Source organism: Dyella sp. 01L423 (genome assembly GCF_056399945.1).
The window spans coordinates 672,872-693,461 of sequence record NZ_JBFTSI010000002.1; the positions used below are offsets into that span (position 1 = coordinate 672,872).

At 64.7% G+C, this 20,590-nt stretch carries 14 protein-coding genes; 6 read left to right on the forward strand and 8 right to left on the reverse strand.

Going from position 1 to position 20,590, the window contains the following annotated elements; genetic code table 11:
- Positions 1 to 29 precede the first annotated feature (29 nt).
- Complete coding sequence (locus tag AC1DMY_RS09755; protein ID WP_477164746.1) at positions 30 to 1,187, forward strand: DmpA family aminopeptidase; 1,158 nt, start codon at positions 30 to 32, stop codon at positions 1,185 to 1,187.
- Between the two features lie 11 nt (positions 1,188 to 1,198).
- Here the strand turns inward: AC1DMY_RS09755 and AC1DMY_RS09760 are convergent, their stop codons facing one another.
- Genes AC1DMY_RS09760 through AC1DMY_RS09790 form a run of 7 tightly spaced genes read right to left on the reverse strand, consistent with a single transcriptional unit; the run spans position 1,199 to position 11,690 of the window.
- The gene (locus AC1DMY_RS09760; RefSeq protein ID WP_477164747.1) at positions 1,199 to 3,235 is read right to left on the reverse strand and encodes a S9 family peptidase; all 2,037 of its coding nucleotides are present in this window, start codon (positions 3,233 to 3,235) and stop codon (positions 1,199 to 1,201) included.
- The gene (locus AC1DMY_RS09765) at positions 3,232 to 5,775 is read right to left on the reverse strand and encodes a CehA/McbA family metallohydrolase (protein ID WP_477164748.1); all 2,544 of its coding nucleotides are present in this window, start codon (positions 5,773 to 5,775) and stop codon (positions 3,232 to 3,234) included. Before AC1DMY_RS09765 ends, AC1DMY_RS09760 begins: the two co-directional genes overlap by 4 nt.
- A gap of 4 nt (positions 5,776 to 5,779) precedes the next feature.
- On the reverse strand, positions 5,780 to 7,123 hold the full coding sequence (locus tag AC1DMY_RS09770; protein WP_477164749.1) for an acetyl ornithine aminotransferase family protein: 1,344 nt from the start codon (positions 7,121 to 7,123) through the stop codon (positions 5,780 to 5,782).
- 2 nt (positions 7,124 to 7,125) lie between these two features.
- Positions 7,126 to 7,929, reverse strand: coding sequence for a CoA-transferase subunit beta (locus AC1DMY_RS09775; protein WP_477164750.1), 804 nt, complete (start codon positions 7,927 to 7,929; stop codon positions 7,126 to 7,128).
- A complete protein-coding gene (locus AC1DMY_RS09780) occupies positions 7,926 to 8,771 on the reverse strand; it encodes a CoA transferase subunit A (protein WP_477164751.1) in 846 nt (281 codons plus the stop codon). Before AC1DMY_RS09780 ends, AC1DMY_RS09775 begins: the two co-directional genes overlap by 4 nt.
- Positions 8,772 to 8,775: 4 nt before the next feature.
- Complete coding sequence (locus tag AC1DMY_RS09785) at positions 8,776 to 10,359, reverse strand: aldehyde dehydrogenase family protein (RefSeq protein ID WP_477164752.1); 1,584 nt, start codon at positions 10,357 to 10,359, stop codon at positions 8,776 to 8,778.
- A gap of 11 nt (positions 10,360 to 10,370) precedes the next feature.
- Positions 10,371 to 11,690, reverse strand: a complete 1,320-nt coding sequence (locus tag AC1DMY_RS09790) for an aminotransferase family protein (RefSeq protein ID WP_477164753.1) — start codon at positions 11,688 to 11,690, stop codon at positions 10,371 to 10,373.
- Between the two features lie 105 nt (positions 11,691 to 11,795).
- On the opposite strand from AC1DMY_RS09790, the gene AC1DMY_RS09795 reads away from it, so the two are divergent.
- From AC1DMY_RS09795 to AC1DMY_RS09815, 5 genes are all read left to right on the forward strand, one after another.
- Positions 11,796 to 12,614 carry an IclR family transcriptional regulator domain-containing protein gene (locus AC1DMY_RS09795; protein ID WP_477164754.1) on the forward strand — a complete coding sequence of 273 codons (819 nt, stop codon included), beginning with the start codon at positions 11,796 to 11,798 and terminating at the stop codon, positions 12,612 to 12,614.
- Positions 12,607 to 13,809 (forward strand): 3-oxoadipyl-CoA thiolase, encoded by a 1,203-nt coding sequence (pcaF, locus tag AC1DMY_RS09800; protein ID WP_477164755.1) that lies wholly within the window; start codon positions 12,607 to 12,609, stop codon positions 13,807 to 13,809. The genes AC1DMY_RS09795 and pcaF overlap by 8 nt, the downstream gene beginning before the upstream one ends.
- A 136-nt stretch (positions 13,810 to 13,945) precedes the next feature.
- Entirely contained in the window at positions 13,946 to 15,328 is a 1,383-nt protein-coding gene (locus tag AC1DMY_RS09805) for a M20/M25/M40 family metallo-hydrolase (RefSeq protein ID WP_477164756.1), read from the forward strand.
- A gap of 82 nt (positions 15,329 to 15,410) precedes the next feature.
- Positions 15,411 to 17,435, forward strand: a complete 2,025-nt coding sequence (locus AC1DMY_RS09810) for a tetratricopeptide repeat-containing sulfotransferase family protein (protein WP_477164757.1) — start codon at positions 15,411 to 15,413, stop codon at positions 17,433 to 17,435.
- A 43-nt stretch (positions 17,436 to 17,478) separates the two neighbouring features.
- The gene (locus AC1DMY_RS09815; protein ID WP_477164758.1) at positions 17,479 to 20,013 is read left to right on the forward strand and encodes a TonB-dependent receptor; all 2,535 of its coding nucleotides are present in this window, start codon (positions 17,479 to 17,481) and stop codon (positions 20,011 to 20,013) included.
- A gap of 106 nt (positions 20,014 to 20,119) precedes the next feature.
- Here the strand turns inward: AC1DMY_RS09815 and AC1DMY_RS09820 are convergent, their stop codons facing one another.
- A complete protein-coding gene (locus AC1DMY_RS09820; protein WP_477164759.1) occupies positions 20,120 to 20,590 on the reverse strand; it encodes a group II truncated hemoglobin in 471 nt (156 codons plus the stop codon).

Here is a 20,590-nt window from a genome sequence, read left to right on the forward strand (position 1 = left end):
GCTACAAACGATCGAACTCTGGAGTCTCCATGCCCCGTTGTCGTCTCGCGTTTGCTCTGTGTGTCCTGTGCGGCGTCACCTCGGCGGCCGAACCTCGCGCCAGGGATCTTGGTATTCCCTTCGATGGCACGCCCGGTGCGCTCAATGCGATCACCGACGTGGCGGGCGTGACCGTGGGCCAGGTCACCTTGATCGAAGACCTTCCAAACGGGCACAAGGTGCGTACCGGCGTCACGGCGATTCTTCCCCGTGGGCGCGACAGCTTTGGCATTCCCACCTTCGGCGCGTCGTTCGCGCTCAATGGCAACGGCGAGATGACTGGCACGACGTGGCTGGAGGAGTCGGGCGAACTGGAAGGTCCGGTGATGCTGACCAATACGCATAGCGTGGGCGTGGTGCGCGATGCGGTGATTGCCGAGCGCGTGCGTGCGGGTGGCGCGGATGCCTCGGGCTACTGGTGGTCGCTGCCGGTGGTGGCCGAAACCTGGGATGGCGACCTCAACGACATCAACGGTTTCCACGTCCGCCCCGAGCACGCCGCGCAGGCGCTGCGCGATGCGAGGAGCGGCCCGGTAGCGGAGGGCAATGTCGGCGGTGGCACCGGCATGATCTGCCATGAATTCAAGTGCGGCATCGGTACCGCTTCGCGACGCGTGCATATCGGCGAGCGCGACTACACCATCGGCGTGCTGGTGCAGGCCAATTACGGCCTGCGCGACAGCCTGCGCGTCGCGGGCGTGCCGGTGGGCAAGTATCTTCGCGACGATCGCGTGCGCAGCGCATCCAACCCAGCTGCCGCCGACACCGGCTCGATCATCATCGTGGTGGCTACCGATGCCCCGCTGTTGCCGCAGCAGCTCAAGCGCATCGCCAAGCGCGCCGGCATGGGGCTGGCACGCATGGGCAGTTATGCCGGCAATGGCTCGGGCGACATCTTCGTGGCGTTCTCCACCGCCAATGCCCAGGCGCTGCACGACACACCGCTGCAGCAGGCGAGCTTCATCGGCAACGACCATGTGGACCCCTTGTTCGAGGCCACGGCGCAAGCGGCCGAGGAAAGCATCGTCAATGCGATGATCGCCGCGCGCGACATGCAGGGCGATGGCGGGCATTACGCCAAGGCCATCTCGCATGCCGAGCTGATCGCGCTGCTCAAGCGCTTCGGGCGTTACGAACCACCGCATTGAGTCGAACCTGCTCACGGATTCGCACCGCCGGTTTTCAGATAGCGGTCGTACCAGGCCAGGTTGCGTTCCATCCGGTCGCGCAGATAACTCGGCACGGTCAGTCCATGATGCTGGCCCGGATACATCACCAGTTCGGTGGGAATGCCGAGTGAGCGCAGCGCTTGGTACATCTGTTCGGCGCCGATGCAGGGCACGTTGAAGTCGCGCTCGCCGCACTGGAACATCGTCGGCGTCTTGACCCGGTCGGCGTGCAGGAATGGATAGCTGGCGCGGTCGTAGGCGTCGCGATTGGCCCAGGGCGTGCCGAGTTCGAGTTCGTACTCGCGTGCGTACTCGTCGTCGCCATACATGCCATACATGTTGCCGGAGCCTGCACCCGCAATGGCGGCCTTGAAGCGCGTATCGCGGGCGATGATTTCGTCGGTGAGGATCGCGCCATAACTCCAGCCGCCAATGCCAAGGCGAGCGGGATCGGCGACGCCTAGTGCCACCACGCGATCGACACCGGCCAGTACGTCCTGGGAATCCTTGTTGCCCCAGTCGGCATAGATGGCCTTGGCAAAATCGAAACCCCGGCCTGAGCTGCCGCGCGGATTCACGGCGAGCACCGCGTAACCCTGCGCCGCATAGACCTGCCAGTCGGGCATGAACTCATGGCTGAACTGGTACACCGGACCGCCATGCACGCGCACGATGGTCGGGTAGCGACGACCGGGCACATAGCCCACCGGCTTGGTCAGCAGCGCATCCAGCGCGGTGCCGTCGGCGCTTTGCAGGTGCAGCGTCTCGGTGGTCGCCAGAGGCTTGCCATCCAGCCACGTGTTTTGATCGTCCAGTAGGCGCAACTGGTTCGGTTCGACTGCCGAAAGGCGGGGCGGATGCGTGTCGTCGCCGCCGAGCACGATCAGGCGTCCATTGGGCGACACGTCCAGATCGGTATCGAAACGGTCACCGTGGGTCAGTTCGGTGATCTTGCCGCTGGGCATCTCCACGCGCGACAGGTGAGTGACCTCGGCCTGCTCGATCAAGACGTAGACGCTGCGCCCGTCGGGCGACCAACGCGGCTTGGTGAAGCAGCGGTCGATCGGCGCCGGCAGCGTGGCCTTGCCGGTGGCGACGTCAATGATCGCCAGCTGCCACGGCGCGTAGTAAATCCACTTGTCTTCGCCGCTTTGCAGATAGGCGATGCGTGTGCTGTCGGGACTCCATGCCGGGCGCGTTCCCCAATACGGATCGAGGTCGGAACCGGGGAACGTGGTGAGCTGCCGTTCCTTGGCGCCGGCCTGCGGAGCGATCACGTAGATGTCGTAGTTGAGGTGGCGATCCGGGTCGGCGCCACGTTTGGTGACATAGGCGATCAGCTTGCCGTCGGGAGACCAGGCCGGCAGCTGTTCGTCGTGCTTGCCCGAGGTGATCTGGGTGGCGGCGCCGCTGGCGATGTTCACGATGTACAGGTGCTTGTGCCGGTTGCCCAGCCAGCCGGTGTCATCATCCTTGAACTGGAAGCGGTTGGTGACGACGGGCAGTGGATGCTTCGGTTTCTTGGTGCCCGGTGGATATTCGGGATCGAAGGCGACCGCAGCAATCTGCTTGCCGTCCGGGGAGAGCACGAAATCCTCCACGCCATTCGGCAGGTCGGTGATGCGATGCGCTTCGCCACCATCGGCGGGCATCAGCCAGACCTGGGTCTTGGTGTCGTCGTCGCTGGCTTCGCCATCGAGTTTGCGGTCGGCAAGAAAGGCGATGAATTTGCCATCGGCGGACCACTGCGGATGGCTTTCGCTGCTGTCCGGCGTATGCGTGAGCTGCACACGGCCGCTGCCGTCGTAGTGCACGCGCCACAGGTCCGACTGCGGCTCGTCGCGCTGCAGGTTGGCCGTGCTCACGGTGTAGACGATGGCGTTTCCGTCAGGCGACAGCACCGGTTCGCCGATATCGGCCACGCGGTTGATGTCGGCGGCGTTGAAGCGTGTCCCGTCGGCCTGGGCCGCGCCGGCGTTGCAGCACAGCGCCACTAGCAGCAGGGACGGGCACAGAATTCGCTTCATCGGGTGCCTCGTGTCGATTCAGTGGAAATCGCGTCGCTGGCGAGGGCCCGGTAGGCCTCGCGCGCCTGATTGAGGTAGTCGAGCGTCAAGCGCTTCTCCTCGGCGGTGTTGTAGTCGTCGCGTGCAGACGCCGCTTCGATGGTGCGCGTCAGCCAGTCGGCGAACCAGGCGGCATCGGTGCGAGCGCTCGGCGCACGCACATGCTCGCCCAGCCAGACCGGATTGGTGGTGGCGTAGGGATAGATATCCAGCACCTGCGGGTCGCCGCCGTCATTCCAGGCGCGCAGCAGCAGCCAGCCACCGTCGAGGTCGATGTCGCCTTCGCCATCGAACGCTTGGCGGTCGCCGCCAAGCGCAAAGGTCTTGACCACCTTGCCGTTATGCACGAGTTCCAGGTGCTGCACTGTTACGGGTGAGCGCAGGGCCACGCGGTAGTGATGCTTGCCTGGGGCAACCGAATCGCCGGGCTTGGCATCGTCGAGCAGCAGGCCAAGCATCGGTCCGTTGCTGGCGAAGCCGTGGCCGGCCTTCAACGCGGCCATGGCGGAGGCCGCATCGCGTTTGCCGGCGGTATCGAGGAACACGCGGTTGAGGCCGACCGGTCCGCGCAGCGAGGCGTAGTTGGCCATCGCGTCGGTGCCTGAGCCGGTAGGCAGGTGGAAGCCAAGGTTGAGCAATCGATACCAGACCTGGGCGGTAGCCTTGTGGTCGGAGAAGCCAATCACTTCGATGTAATCCACCTTGCCGTTGATCACATCGGCCGGCAGCTCGTTACTGAGCACGGCGTCATGCGAGGGATCGGGCAGGGTGTCGAACGGATGCACGTAACCGACCAGGCCTCCCTGCGCGTGCGCGAGGTCGGCAATCACGCCGTTGTGGGGATACGGACTCGCCATCGCCGTATGCCGATAGGCGGAAAAATCCGGCGTGATGAAATGATCGCCAAGGTTGAGCAAACCCAGATGGCCCCAGAAGCTGGTGTGAAATTCCTGGCCATGCAACACAAGGCTGCCGGGCAAGGAGGCTGGGTCGGCATCGGTGCGGAAAGAAGCGATATCGGGAATGCGTTCTTCTTTGTTGACCACCAGGTCGTAGGCGATATCGAGATCTTCGGCACGCGCCTGGCGCGCAAGATTGGCCGGCGTATTGCGATAGTGGCCACCGTAGTTCATGTGGATATGCAGATCCGCGCTGATCCAGTGGCCGAACGCTGCGGGCAACGGTTGCGGAACGAGCGTGGCGCGCACTGCCACGTCGCGGCCGGCAGCGACATTCACCGTCTTGCGCCAGGGCGCATAGGCAAAGCCGTGCTGCACCCAGATGTTCACGGCACCGACGGGCACGTCCAATGCGCACGGCGGTGCGCAGTGAAAGTAATGGGTTTCCGTGGATTGCAGGGTTCGGTCAAAGCCATCTTCGCCGTGCATCCAGGCATCGTCCGGCGCATAGGCGCGGTTGTCATGGCCGAGCACGGCGACGCGTGCCGGCGTGCGTTCGCCGTGCTCGTCGACGATGTCGAGCACCAGGCGAGCATGAGGCGTCTTGTACTGGCGATGGGCGGGCGTGACCGTGGCCGTGGCGCCGCCAAGTGCGGTGAGGACGCGAAGGGCGGTGTTGCCCGCCTGGTTGTCGACGTAGACGATGCGCTTGCCGTCGAACGACCAGCGGGCGTTGCGGCGATCGAAGTCGCCGAAGGTCAGCGGCAGCGGCGAAGCGCCTTCCGGCGTGGTCAGCCAGAGCTGTTGCCACTGCCGGCCGTGATAGCTGGTGTAGAGCAGGCGCTTGCCGTCCGGGTTGAGTTCGGCGCGCGCGTTCCAGCTGGTTTCCTCGCTGAGTACTTTGCTGCGCTTGGCTGGATCGGCGACCGGCACCGACCACAGGTCGCCCGTGCCCCAGGCAATCTCCGGGTTGCTGACGTAGTAGATCGTCTTGCCATCGGGCGACCATGAGGGATTGATGGCGTGATCGAACGCCGAATAGTAGTAACGGTCCAGCGCTGTCTTGCGCTCGCCGAGCAAAGGCCGCGCATGGTGCAAGCCCGCTGCATCGATGTCGGCAATGAACAGGTTGAAGTGACCCGTGCCCTGCGTCGATACCCATGCGATCTGTCGCCCGTCAGGCGATAGACGCGGCTCGACATTCACCGCGCCACCTGAGGTAAGCGCCTGCTCGCGTCCCGTCGTCAGATCGCGCCGCCACAGCTCGATGGCGTTGCCGTCATAGCGCGTGAACACCACGCTATGCCCGTCGCGCGCAACATCCGGTTGATTGTCGTAGGCGCGTGGCGGATGGGTCAGTTCCGTGGCGGTATCGCTGTCGATACGCTGCTGCCACAACGAGCCGCCCATGCTGTAGATCAACGCATCGCCTGCGGGCGTGAAGCTGGCGAAGTCGGGTCCCGTGGTGAGCTGCGGCAGGTAGAGCTCACGCCAGTAATAGTCGTGCGGCAGGTCGATCTGCTTGAGCACGCTCTCGCGCGCCGCCTGCGCCGCACCGGCGCAGGCGAGCAGGGCCAAGGCGAGGGCCAGACGGCGCCGCATCGCGTCAGTGTCCTGCCAATGCCTGGTCGAGACTGGCGCGCAACAAGACCATGGCCTCGTCGATCTCGCCAGTGCTGACGCTTAGCGGCGGCATGAAACGTACCGTGCTGGTGCCACAGGAAAGCAGCAGCAAGCCGTTGTGGAACGCGCGGGTGACCACGGCGTCGCACAGGGCGCGGGCTGGCGTGCGCTCGGCATCGCCTTCCACCAGTTCCATGCCGATCATCAAGCCCTTGCCGCGCAACTCGCCGATGCAGGGATAATCGCGTGCCAGCTCCTGCAGCCGTGCCATGAAATGCGCACCGGTCGCAGCGGCGTTGTCGGCAAGCCCCTCCGAAACGAGATCGAGCGTGGCATTGGCCGCCGCGCAGGCGAGCGGATTGCCGCCATAGGTGTTGCCGTGTGCGCCGCGCTTCCATTGCGACATCAGCGATCTCTTCGCGACCACCGCACCGATCGGCAAGCCCGAGCCCAGCCCCTTGGCCAGCGTCATGATGTCCGGCACCACGCCGGTGTGCTCGCACGCGAACATCTTGCCGGTACGACCCACGCCCGACTGCACTTCATCGAAGATCAGCAGGATGCCGTGCTCGTCGCAGAGCGCGCGCAAGCCGGCAAGAAAACCTTCGGGCGGAACGATATAACCGCCTTCGCCCTGGATGGGTTCGACCAGGAACGCCGCGACTTCGGAGGCGGGCACGCTGCGCTCGAACAGCATGCGGATGTAATCGAGCACGGCCTTGCCCTGGTCGGCGCCGGCGAACAGGGGGCGATAGGGATTTGGATACGGCACATGGGTCACGCCCGGCATGGTCGGCGCAAAGCCCAGCTGCTGCGTGTACTTGCTCGAGGTGAATGAGAGCGAGCCCATGGTGCGGCCGTGAAAGCCGCCTAGAAAACCGATGTAGCGCGGCCGCCGCGTCACGTAGCGAGCCAGTTTCAACGCGCCTTCAACCGCTTCGGTGCCGGACTGGCAGAGAAAGCTCATCGCCGCTTCGCCGCCCAGCGTCTGCATCGGCGCCACGCGCGCCAGGCGCTCGCCCAGGCCCAGCATCTGCGCATGCCAGTAGTCGCTGGAAATATGCAGGAACTGATCCGCCGCCGCCTTCACAGCACCCACGACGCGCGGATGGGCATGGCCGGTGGCGCATACCGCGATGCCGGCGGCGAAATCGAGGAAGCGGTTGCCGTCGACGTCCCACACTTCAGTGCCTCGGCCGTGCGACATGGCGAACGGGTAGTCGCGCGGATAGGAAGGCGAGATCACCTCGGCGTCGCGGGCGATCATCGCGGCGGCCTTCGGGCCGGGCAGGGCCGTCTTGATATGGAGTGGATTGGGCACGGTCATGGTCACGGCAATCCTTCAGCGGGCAGCGGAATATGGACAGGGCGCGCATGCGCCTCGAGAGTGCGCGCGTTGAGTGCGCGCAGGGTGTTTAGTTCGTGTGGAGTGGGCGCTGCAATGGTGTCGAGGTGGTCGGCAATCCGCAGCGGCCAGCCGATCGCGGCGCGTGCATCCTCGACACTGGTGCCTGCGTACAGCGCCACCAGTTGCAGTTCTTCGGATTCGGGATGCGGCGCGAGCATGCCGACATCGGTAATCACCGCGCGCGGTCCGCCGCCCGATGCCCCGGCACGTGCCCGTGCGCCATGGCCATCGAGATAGCCGGCGCTGGTGCGGAAGTCGAGCTTCTCGACGAAGCTGCGCGCAGACGCCTTCGCCATCACGAACACCTGTTTCGCGTGATGGGCGATTTCGGGGGCGCCGCCGGCTCCGGGCAGGCGCGTGGTTGGCTCCTCGTACGGGCCGATCACGGTGCTGTTGAGGTTGCCAAAGCGGTCGATCTGCGCGGCGCCGAGAAAACCCACGTCTACGCGCCCCGCCTGCAGGTAGTAGCTGAAGACTTCGGGCAGCGAGATCACGCAGGCGGCCGTCTCTGCCAGCTCGCCGTCGCCGATCGACAAGGGCAACACATCCGGCCGGGTGCCGATGGTGCCTGACTCGTAGATCAGCACGATCCCGGGCGCGTGCGTCAGCCGGGCCAGATTGCAGGCTGCGCTGGGCAGCCCGATGCCAACGAAACAAACGGCGTGGTTGGCCAACAGGCGCGATGCGGCGATGGTCATCCATTCGTCGCGGGTGCAGTCACTCATGATGCCGCCCGCTGCAAACCGGCGAGGAAGGTGCGGTGGTCAAGCGCGCCGATCACGTTGACGTTCATCCAGGACCGGAAACTGTCGCGCTCACGCGCAATCGCGTCCCAGCGCTGATAGAACGCGTTGTCGCGCGTGTAATGGCCTTGCGCATACGACGGATACGCGCCGCCCGGGCAGTGCACCACGGCGCTGACGATCCAATGCGGCAGCACGATCGCGTTCATCGCCGGGGGCAGTTCCTCGACGATCTCCTCGACCGTGACGATCAGCGTTTGCGCAGCCAGTGCGGCCTCGCGCGCGGCGCCGACGATGCCTTCGATGGCAACATTGCCTTCGCGATCCGCACGCTGCGCGTGCAGGATGGTCACGTCGGGATTGATCGCGGGAACGGCGGCCAGCGACTCGCCGGTAAACGGGCAGGTGACGTGGCGGATGTTCTGGTTGCGCGCGGGCAGGTCGGTGCCGACGTAGCCGCGCAGCACGCCGAACGGTAGCCGCGAGGCGCCGGCGCAGAACGCGGTAGCCATGCCCGCGTGACTATGTTCGTCCAGCTCAAGCGCATTGGGCCACTGGTGTTCCACGGCGTCACGCAGGCGATGCAGCGAACCGACGCCGGGGTTGCCTCCCCAGGAAAAAGTGAGTTTGCGCGCGCAGCCCATGCCGATCATCTGGTCGTAGACAAGGTCGGGCGTCATGCGGATCAGGTGCAGATCGCGCCGACGTTGGCGGATGATCTCGTGGCCGGCCGCAAACGGGATCAAATGAGTGAAGCCTTCGAGCGCGATGCTGGCGCCGTCGGCGACGCAGTTCTCGATTGCATCGGCTAGCGAGAGATGCATGGGCCTACTCCACCACCGTGCGCGATTGTTCGCGCAGGTATTGCGCGAGGTAATAGAACGAGGCGATCGCCTTGCCGGTTGAGCCCGAGCCCTTCCAGCCACCAAAGGGCTGGTAGCCCGGCCACGCGCCGGTCGTGGCGCCTTGTGGACGATTGGCATAGGTCACGCCCGCTTCGATGTGATCGTGGAACCACGGCACCTCGTCTTCGCTGCCGAAGAATCCCGCGGTAAGTCCCATGGGCGAGTCATTGGCCAGGCGCATGGCTTCCTCGCGGTCCTGGTAACGGTGCAGCATCAGGATGGGTACGAACATTTCCTGCTGCCATAGCGGGTGCGACAGCGGCGCCTCGGCCAGCACGGGCTCGACGTAGTAGCCGTTGGCCAGCGCCGGCTCTGCCGCATGGCCTTCACCCAGCTGCGCGCCCCCGCTGATCAGGCGCGCGCCGCTGTTGCGCAGCGCGTCGGTATACTGGCGGTAGTTGGCATAGGCTGCCGCGTTGACGACCGGTCCCAGCCAGTGCTCGCGGCGGCGGGGATCGCCGACGCGGATCGCGGCGATTTGCGCCTGGATGCGTTCGATCAGTGCGTCGGCAACCTGCTCGTGAACGTACAGCCTCGACAACGCAGAGCACTTCTGGCCGCCCATGCCAAAAGCCGAGCGCACGATGCCGGAAGCGGCGCGGTCGAGCTCGGCGTGCTCGGTGACGATGCATGGATTCTTGCCACCCATCTCTGCGATGCAGGGTCGTGGATAAGCGCCGCTGGTCATCTGCTGCATCAGCTGTCGACCCACCGGCACTGATCCGGTGAACGTGATGCCTGCCGTATGCGGATGGCGCACGAGCGCTTCGCCCACTTCGCGTCCCGCACCGGAGAGATAGTTGAAGACGCCTGGCGGCAGTCCTGCATCGCGAATGCAATCGGCCAGCAGGCGTCCGGCCCACGGAGTATCTGTAGCGCCCTTGAGCACCACCGTGTTGCCGGTCACCAGCGCAGCCGCGGCTGGGCCGCCCGCCAAGGCGAGCGGAAAATTGAACGGGGCGATCACCACCCACACGCCATAAGGCCGCATCACGCTGGCATTGTGGGATGCCACGCCATCCATCGGATCGTCGGGCAGCACATTCGTGTAACCGGCATGGCTTTCTAAATCGTCGGCATAGTGACGGAAGAAATCGACCGTTTCCTGCGCTTCGCCCAGCGCCTCCATGCGGTTCTTGCCCACTTCGAGGGTGAGGGCGGCGGCAATGTCGTAGACGCGCTCTTCCATAATCTCGCCTACGCGGCGGACTAGCCGCGCGCGTTCGGCCACGGGTGTCGCGCGCCACGCCGGGTACGCGGCGCGCGCCGCAGTCATGGCGGCATGGGCATCGGAGGCATCGGCCAGGGCGAAGGAGCCCAGTCGCATCGTGCGATCGAACGGCGCGTGGCGCTCCACGTACTGCGCGGCGTCGCAGTCGGCGCCGTCGATATACAGCGGATGGCGCGCACCGGCCTTCGCCTCGACGCGTCTCATGGCTTCCTCGAAGCGCTCGTGCATCGCTTCCGGCGGGTTGTACATGGTCGCGTAAGTGAGGCGGAAGCTCATGGGTGTTTCCTCTAAGGAGCTGAAGGAAAAAAGCGTGTCAGCAGTCGATCGAGCAGGGCCAGTGCATCAGCCAGATCCTGTTCGGCGATCACCAGTGGCGGCGCCAGCAGGATCAGGTTGCCGCGACAGGCGAACGACACGCCCTCGCTCATGGCCGCATCGACCAGCGCATTCAGTGCATCCGGTGTTTTTGGCCATGGCGACAACGGTTGGCGGGTCGCACGGTCGGCGACCAGTTCGATCACCGCGAACAGGCCGTGGCCGCCACGCACATCGCCGATCACGGCGTGATGCGATTGCATGGCCTGCAACTCGTTGAACATGCGCAGGCCCAGCGTGCGCGAGCGTTCAATCAGGTTCTCCTGCTCGTAGGCACGCAAGGCCGCAAGGCCTGCCGCGCACGACAGCGGGTGCCCGCAATAGGTCAGCCCGGTATAGAGCATCTGATGTTCGAGACGCGCGGCGATCTGTGCCGACAGCACCACGGCGCCCAGTGGCAGGTGCGCGCCAGTCAGGCCCTTGGCCAGGGTCATCAGGTCCGGCTTGCCCGCATCGCCGTAGCGCTGCCATGCGAACCATTCGCCGCAACGGCCAAAGCCGCTCATGACTTCATCGGCGATCAGGGCAACATGGCGCGTGCTGGCCGCCTCGCGCAGGCCGGGCCAGTAGTTGTCGGGAGCGACGATGCCATTGGTGCCGGCGTCAGGTTCCATCAAAACCGCGGCGACATGGTCCGCGCCGTGATAGTCGATCTCCGCCGCCACCGCTTCCACCGCGCGCTCGCCGCAGGTCTGCGCGTCGTAGCTGCCGCACGACCCTTGGTAGGCATACGGGGGCGGCACATGCATGACGCCGAACGCCGCGGGATCCACCTGGGCACGAGTGCGAGCGTCGCCAGACAATGCCATGCAGGCATAACTGGCGCCGTGATAGGAACGGTCACGCGTCACGATGATGCCCTGCGGTTTGCCGCTCGCCTGGCGCGCGAATTTCACCGCGTTCTCGTTGGCGTCCGCCCCGGCGAGGGTGAAGAACACGCGCCCGCCTTCGAAGCCTGCTTTTTCCAGGATCGCCTCGGCTAGTTCCGCGCGCGGCTGCGCACCCCAGGCCGACGTGACGAAGCACAGTTGCTCGGCCTGCCGGCGAATCGCCTCGACGACGGCGGGATGCTGATGGCCCAGGTTGCTGCACTCGGCCAGGCTGCTCATGTCCAGAATGCGGCGGCCGTCGGCCAGCAGCAGGTGCGCGCCGCTGCCGCCGACCACGGTCGGCGCCTGCCATTGTGACTGCACGCACCAGCTGTGCAGGACGCTGTCGTGTTCGCTTGCCAAGCCTCTCCCCCCGGATATCGCTTGTTCGATTACCGAACGTAAATTCGTATTGCGAACTCATTGGAATCCTTCTACGCTCGACCTGTCAATGGACACTTGCGACCTATGGCATCTGAACCGTTCGAGGACAGTGCTGATTACGTGCAATCGCTGGCCCGCGGCCTGCAAGTGCTGCGCGCCTTCAGTCACGACATGGCCAGTGCCAGTCTTTCCCAGGTGGCCGAACGCGCCGGCTTGTCGCGCGCGGTGGCGCGCCGCCTGCTGCTGACGCTGCAGCATCTTGGCTATGTGGGCAGTCGCGGCCGAAGCTTCTTTCTGCTGCCCCGCGTGCTGGAGTTGGGTTACAGCTATCTGTCATCGCTGGACCTGACCGAACTGGCGCAAGAGACGCTGGCCTTGCTGTCCGAGCGGGTGGGCGAGTCCTGCTCGCTGGCCGTGCTCGATGGCAGCGACATCGTCTATGTGCTGCGCGTGCCGGTGCGTCGTGTGATGAGCGTGGCCCTCGGTGTCGGTGCGCGCTTGCCGGCTTATGCCACATCGCTGGGGCGCGTCGTCCTGGCCGATCTGTCCGACGCCGAGCTCACCGCGTGGATGCGCGCGCAGAAGTTCCAGGCGCTCACGCCGCACACGCTGCACACCATGACGGCGCTCAAGGCCGAGATTAAGCGTGTGCGCGAACAGGGCTATTCGATCGTGGCTCGCGAGCTCGAGCTGGGGTTGTGTTCGATCGCCGTGCCGATCCACGCCGCCGACGGCCGCGTCGTGGCCGCGCTGAACGTGGGCATGCCCTATAGCGACGACACACCCGCGCGTGCCGTGAAACTGATCCTGCCCGCCCTGCAGGATGCTCAGCGCTCGGTCGAGTACGCGATTCAGCGCGGCAATTGGCAACCGCATATGGCCTTGACGAGGGCCTATGCATAGCGCTTTTCTGGTCGACGCCACCCGCACGCCGTTTGGTCGGCATGGCGGCGCGTTGTCCAGTGTGCGCGCCGACGACCTGGCGGCATTGCCGATCACGGCCTTGATGGCGCGTCACGCCGATCTGGACTGGGCGGCGCTGGACGAGGTGATCCTCGGTTGCGCCAACCAATCGGGCGAAGACAATCGCAACGTCGCGCGCATGGCCGTGCTGTTGAGCGGGCTGCCGATGAGCGTGCCCGCCGTCACGGTGAACCGACTGTGCGCATCGGGACTGGAAGCGATTGGCCAGGCCGCGCGGGCGATTGCCTGCGGCGAGGCGGATTTAATCATCGCCGGTGGCGTGGAAAGCATGTCGCGCGCGCCTTACGTGATGGCCAAAGCCCAGGGCGCACTGGCCCGCGACCAGCAGCTCGAAGACACCACGCTGGGCTGGCGCCTGATCAATCCACGCATGCGGGAAAGCTACGGCGTCGATTCGATGACGCAGACGGCGGAGAACCTCGCCCGCGAACACGGCATCGACCGCGCCGACCAGGACGCCTATGCGTGGCGCAGCCAGCAACGCGCCGAGCAGGCGCGGCAGCAGGGCTGGCTCGCCGAAGAGATCACTGCGGTTGAAACGACATCCGGCAAGCAGGTTGTCGCCGTAGATGCCGACGAGCAGCCGCGCCCCGGTTCGACCTGCGAACAGCTGGCCGCGCTTAAACCCTTGCTTGGCACGGGTACGAGCATCACCGCCGGCAACGCGTCCGGTCTCAACGATGGTGCTGCAGCCGTCCTCATCGCCTCCGAACAAGCCGTGCGCAAATACGGCCTGGAGCCACTGGCACGCATTACCGGTATGGCGTCGGCCGGCGTGGCGCCGCGCGTGATGGGCATCGGCCCGGTGCCGGCGATCCATAAGCTGCTCGCGCGTACCGGCCTTGGCCTGTCGGACTTCGATCGCATCGAAATCAATGAAGCATTCGCGGCGCAGGTGCTGGCATGTGCGCGCGCACTCGGCCTTGACGACGATGCGGCGCAGCTCAATGCGAACGGCGGCGCCATCGCGCTGGGCCATCCGCTCGGAGCCAGCGGCGCGCGCCTGGCGATGAGTGCTGCATTTGCTTTGCGTCGCCACGGTCAGCGCCGTGCACTGATCAGCCTTTGTGTGGGCGTGGGCCAGGGCTTGGCGCTTGCGATGGAGAAAACATGAGCGTGTACGCCATCGTCCGTCGTTCCCGCGAAAGCGGGAATCCAGTGACTTTCGAGCCTTCGGAGCCAAGGGCGCTGGATCCCTGCTTTCGCAGGGATGACGAGCTGAGGTTTGCGAGGCTTCCATGAATCGCGTGATGACAAGCGCAGTCTTCGCAATGCTCAGCCTTTTGGTGGCAGGCTCCCGTGCGACCGATGCCACCACCGGCGCGCAGGTCGCGCTTGGCCGCGAGCTGCTCAAGGAACTGATCACCACCGACACCACCTCCGAGCACGGCAGCACCACGGTGGCGGCTGATCGCCTGGCCAAGCGCTTTATCGCCGAGGGCTTTGCACCGGCGGATGTGCAAGTGGCGGGCGACGATCCCAAGCGGCGCAACCTGGTGGTGTGCCTGCATGGCCGCGGAGAGCGCGAACCGGTCTTGCTGCTTGCCCATCTCGACGTGGTCGAGGCGCGACGCGAGGACTGGCATGTCGACCCGTTCACCCTGACCGAGCGCGACGGCTACTTCTATGGTCGCGGCACCATGGACATCAAGGGTGGCGGGGCAGGGCTGGTCACTGCCTTGTTGCGCCTGCACCGCGAGGGCTTCAGGCCGAAAGGCGACTACATCCTCGCGCTCACCGCAGGCGAAGAGGACGGCGTATCCAATGGCGTGCAATGGCTGCTGGCGCATCGGCCGGAGCTGATCCGCTCGGCCTATTCGATCAATGTCGATGGCGGCGGCCCGGAAATACGCAACGGCAAGCCAGCGGTGTTGTCGGTGGAAACGGCCGAGAAGGTCTTCCTCAGCTATACGCTCACCGTGCGCAATCCCGGCGGCCATAGCTCGCTGCCCACGCCCGACAATGCAATCTATCGGCTGGCCAAAGGGCTGGACCGTCTTTCATCGCTGCAGTTTCCCTTGCGCACCAACTCGGCCACGCGTGGCTATTACACCGAACTGGCGAACTTCTATACGGGCAAGACCGCGGCCGATATGCGCGCCGTGGGCAAGCAACCCTCTGATCCGGCGGCGCTGCAACGGTTGGCCGCATCCTCGCCCTATAACAATGCACAGCTTCGCAGCACCTGCGTGCCCACCTTGCTGCAGGGTGGGCATGCCGAGAACGCGCTGCCACAGATGGCTCGTGCAACCATCAATTGTCGCCTGTTGCCGGACGAGGATCCGGACCAGGTCGACGTCATGCTTAAAAATGCCGTGGCAGATACTGGCATCGACATCAGTCGTGTCGCAGCACCTCAGCCCAGTCCGCCCAGCCCAGTGGATGCGGCGTTGTTTGCACAGATCGCAAGCGTGGCGAAATCGGTGTGGGGTACGGTGCCGGTGTCGCCGATGATGTCGGCAGGGGCGTCCGATAGTGTATTTCTGCGTGCTGCCGGCATGCCGTCGTACGTGTTCAATGGCTTGCCCTACGATGTGGACGATGACCGCTCGCACGGACAGGACGAACGCATTCTGGTGATTTCCTACACTCAGTCGCTCGAGTTCAACTACCGGTTGCTCAAGGACCTATGAGGAGCATTTGCCGCCTTATGCAAACCGCCGTCACCGTGTTGCTCTGCCACCCACACCGCATGCCCAAGCGAGAGCGCTCGCGATGACGGCGCGCGACGCCAGCGGCACCTTGGAGCAGGCGCTGGCACACGCGGCGCGCCTGCTGGAGAGCAACCCGGCGATGGCCGCCGAGCAGGCGGCCGAAATCCTCAAGGTGGTCGAAAATCAACCGGTGGCCATGCGGCTTCTGGCAGCCGCGCGCGCGGAACAAGGCGACATGCAGGGCGCCATCGACATGCTTCAGCAGCTGGTGCGCACGCAGCCCAACTGGGCGTACGCGCAGCTCGATCTGGGCATTGCACTGGGCCGCAGCGGGCAGGGACAGGAAGCCATGACGGCGCTGCGCTTGGCGACGGTGCTCAAGCCCGACCTGCCGCAAGCGTGGCGTGCGTTGGGTGATGTGCTGATGGCCGCTGGCGAACACGCGCAGGCCGATGCGGCTTACGCCCAGCACGTGCGTTGTTCCACGCGCGATCCACGCCTGCTCTCCGCCGCCACCGCCCTGGTCGAAAACCGCATACCGGACGCCGAGGCGCTGCTGCGCGAGCATCTGAAGCAGGCGCCGACCGACGTGGCGGCGATTCGCATGCTCGCGGAAGTCGCCGCGCGCCTGGGGCGTCTCGAAGATGCGCAGCATCTGCTCTCGCGTTGCCTGGAGCTGGCGCCCAGTTTCCATGCCGCGCGCCAGAACTATGCGTTGGTGCTGCACCGGGGCAACCAGCCGGAGCGTGCGCTGGCGGAAGTCGAGCAGTTGCTCGCGGTTGAACCGAACAACCTCGGCCACCTCAATCTCAAGGCGGCGGTGCTGTGCCGCATCGGCGATTACGAGCCGGCCATCGGCATCTATGGCGACCTGGTGACGCGCGATCCGCGCCATCCCAGTGTATGGATGAGTTACGGCCATGCGCTGAAGACGGCGGGGCATACGGCGCGCGCGATCGAGGCCTATCGTCGCGGCGTCGCGCTGCAGCCTTCGTTTGGCGAGATATGGTGGAGTCTTGCCAACCTCAAGACCTTCCGCTTCAGCGCCGACGATTTTGCCGTCATGCGCCGGCAGCTGGCGCGCGCCGACCTGGGTGAGGACGATCGCCTGCACCTGGAATTTGCCATCGGCAAGGCGCTGGAGGATGGCGGCGAGTACGAGGCGTCGTTCAGTCATTACGCGCAAGGCAACGCGATACGCCATGCGCAGCTCAACTACAGCGCCGATGAGACCACGGCGCGCGTCGAGCATATACGTGAGCGCTACACCAGCGAGTTCTTTGCTGCGCGCGCCGGCTGCGGCCACGCGTCCGGCGATCCGATCTTCATCCTGGGTCTCCCGCGCGCCGGCTCCACCCTGATCGAGCAGATCCTCTCCAGTCACAGCATGGTCGAAGGCACCATGGAACTGCCTGAGGTCACTTCAATCACGCGCAGCTTGCGCGAACAGGCGCACGCCGCCAGTGAGATGCCCTACCACGAGGCGCTGGCGACGCTGGACGCGAACGCGCTGCACGAACTGGGCGAACGCTATCTCGAACACACGCGCATCCAGCGCAAGACCTCGGCACCGTTGTTCATCGACAAGATGCCGAACAACTTCATGCACATCGGCCTGATCCACCTGATGCTGCCGAACGCGAAGATCATCGACGCGCGCCGGCATCCCGTGGCCTGTTGTTTCTCGGGCTTCAAACAGCATTTTGCGCGTGGGCAGAGCTTCAGCTACAGCCTGGAGGACCTGGGTCGCTACTACCGCGACTACGTGGCGCTGATGTCGCATTTCGACCGGGTGCTGCCCGGCCGCATCCATCGCGTCATCTATGAACACATGGTCGACGACACCGAAGGGGAGGTTCGGCGTCTGCTCGACCATTGTGGCCTGCCGTTCGAAGAATCGTGTCTGCGCTTCTTCCAGAACGAGCGGCCTGTGCGTACGGCCAGTTCGGAGCAGGTGCGTCGGCCGATCTACCGCGAAGGCGTGGATCACTGGCGGCACTACGCCCCCTGGCTGGAACCGCTGGAGCAGGCGTTGGGACCGGTGCTCGGGTGCTATCCCGAGCCGCCGGCATGGGGAGTCTTATAGCTAGTACTGATAGATCGTCGTCACTACCGGGGAGGGGAAGTCGATGCATAGGGTCAGGCCAAGACAGCCAATACGAACAGAAAGGGTGCGACTAGCCCGGTTGCCGCTTGCCGCGGCGATCTGTCTTGCCGTAGCGCCATCGGTGTTCGCGCAAGACAACAGCCAGCAGACTCAAAACCAGAACCAGAGTCCCGCCGCGGCACCTGCCGCTCCATCCAAGCCCAAGACGCTGGGCACGGTGACGGTGACCGCACAGAAGCGCGAGGAAAATCTGCAGAAGGTGCCGATCAGCATCGACGTGCTGGGCGGGGAGCAGCTGCAGGAACTGCACGTCAAGAGTTTTGACGACTATGTGAAGTATCTGCCCAGCGTTTCGTATCAGACGTTCGGACCGGGCTTCGCGCTGATCTATATGCGCGGCGTGGCCAGCGGCGGCGACGGCAACCACTCCGGCTCCTTGCCGAGCGTGGGCGTCTATCTGGACGAACAGCCGGTCACCACGATCCAGGGACCGCTCGATATCCATATGTACGATATCGCCCGCGTCGAATCGCTGTCGGGTCCGCAGGGCACGCTCTACGGTGCCAGCGCCGAGGCGGGCGCGTTGCGCATCATCACCAACAAGCCTGACCCGGGTGCGTTTGCCGCCAGCTACAGCGTCGGCATGGACTCGGTCGATCATGGCGGCATCGGCTACGAAGCCGACGGCATGGTCAATATCCCGTTGTCACCGAGCGCGGCGATCCGCCTGGTGGGCTGGCATGAGCACGATGCGGGCTACATCGACAACGTCGTTGGCGAGCGCACGTTCCCCACCTCGGGCATCACTGTCAGCAATGCCAAGGGATGCTCGGGGCCGGATCTGGTCTGCACCGGCGCAGCCAAGAAGAACTACAACGACGTCGACACCAGCGGTGCCCGCGCGGCGTTGAAGATCAACCTCAACGACGAGTGGTCGATCAGTCCGACGCTGATGGGGCAGCAGACGATTGCCAACGGCAACGTGGCCTCCGATCCGCAGGTGGGCAGTCTGGCGCTCACGCACTTCTATCCGGAAAAAACCAATGACCGCTGGATCCAGGCGGCGTTGACGGTGGAGGGCAAGATCGGCAATTTCGACCTGACCTATGCCTATGGCCGCCTCAAGCGCAACCAGGAAGAGTACAGCGACTACAGCGACTACTCGTTCTGGTACGACACGCTGGCCGGCTATGGCGCCTACATCTACGACAACAGCGGCAAGCTGATCAATCCGTCGCAGTTCATCCAGGGCAAGGACCACTACACGATGAACAGCCACGAGCTGCGCATCGCCTCGCCCAAGGAAGATCGCCTGCGCGTGGTGGGCGGCCTGTTCTGGGAAAAGCAGGTGCACGACATCGAGCAGGCCTACATGATCAACGGCCTGGCCGATTCGCTGGCGGTGCCGGGCTGGCCCAATACGCTATGGCTGACCGAGCAGCAGCGCAATGACCGCGACAAGGCGGTGTTCGGCGAGCTGTCCTATGACTTCATACCGGAGACCTTGACCGGCACGATCGGTGGCCGTTACTTCAAGACGGACAACAGCCTGCAGGGCTTCTACGGATTCAGTTCCGGCTATTCGCCGTCGTCGAGCTACGGCGAGGCCGGCTGCGTGACGCAGGAGCCTTACCACGGCGCACCTTGTTCGGACTTCTTCAAGAGCACCAACGAATCGGGCTCGCTCGGCAAGGCGAACCTGACCTGGCAGATCACGCCGACCAAGATGATCTATGGCACCTGGTCGGAAGGCTTCCGCCCGGGCGGCATCAATCGGCGAGGCAGCTTGCCGCCGTACAAGTCGGATTACCTGACCAACTATGAGCTGGGCTGGAAAACGACCTGGTTCGAGAACCGCCTGTCGTTCAACGGCGCGGTGTTCCGCGAAAAGTGGAAGGACTTCCAGTTCAGCATCCTGGGCGCCAACGGCCTGACCGAAATCAAGAACGCAGGTCAGGCGCAGATTGACGGCCTGGAGTCGGACTTGAACTGGGCGGCCACGTACAACCTCACCATCGGCATGGGCGTGGCCCTGTACAACGCCAAATTGACGGAGAACTACTGCGGCTTCACCGACACCAGCGGCACGCCGATCACCTACTGCCCCGCGGGTACCGTCAATCCGCTCACGGGTGATGTAGTGACCGGACCGCAGGCGCCCAAGGGCACGCAGTTGCCGGTGACGCCGAAGTTCAAAGGCAATTTGATTGCGCGTTATGCCTTCGACGTTGCCGGTATGGAGGCCTTCGTGCAGGGAGCCGTGGTGCACGTGGGCAACCGCACCTCCGACCTGCGCATTGTGGAACGAGGCCTCGTGGGCAATCTGCCTGCGTACACGACGGTGGATTTTACCGCCGGCATCAAGAAGCACGGCTTGTCGCTGGATATCTATATCAACAACATGTTCGACAAACGGGGACAGCTGTACCGCTACACGGAATGCGCGGAGGCCGTCTGCGCCGCCCACGACGTAGTGCCGGCATATCCCAACGGTCAGGTCTATACCGTCATGACACCGCCGCGCACGATCGGCATACGGCTGAGTCAGGAGTTCTAGTCAGGCGCGAGCCTGGACGTCCCGGTAGATTCTTGTCTTGCGTTCGATGGCCGGGCCCTGCGGGGTCCGGCCTTTTTTGTGGCAAGTGCAAGACACGTCAGCGTGCTCAGCCCGTATACGGTCCTTTCACTTCACCCCAGCCCCATGTGGGCATGGGTGCGTCCTGGTCCACGCTGGCGCCTGGTTGCGAATTGATCACGGCCAGGCGCGAACCCCACTCTAGATAGCCGACCAGGGCCGAACGAAATTCAGGGTCGTCCGGCATGCCTAGCTCGTCGGCGGTTTCCAGCAGCAGACCCACCCAGCGTCGCCGTTGTGCCTGCGTCAGATGACGGTTGAGATGCCGCTGAATCATATGCGGGTGACCGCCATGCCCGGCGGAATAAGTGTGCGGACCGCCCAGCACCTCCGCCAGAAAAACGGCGACGTGGCTGGGATGATCGTCGCCCATGTGCGCGAACACCGGTCCCAACAAAGCATCTGCCTTGACATGTTCGTAGAAGCGCGTGGTCAGGCGTGCCAGTGCATCCATGCCGCCAAGCCATTCGTAGAGGGTGGGAATGTTTTGTTTCGACAT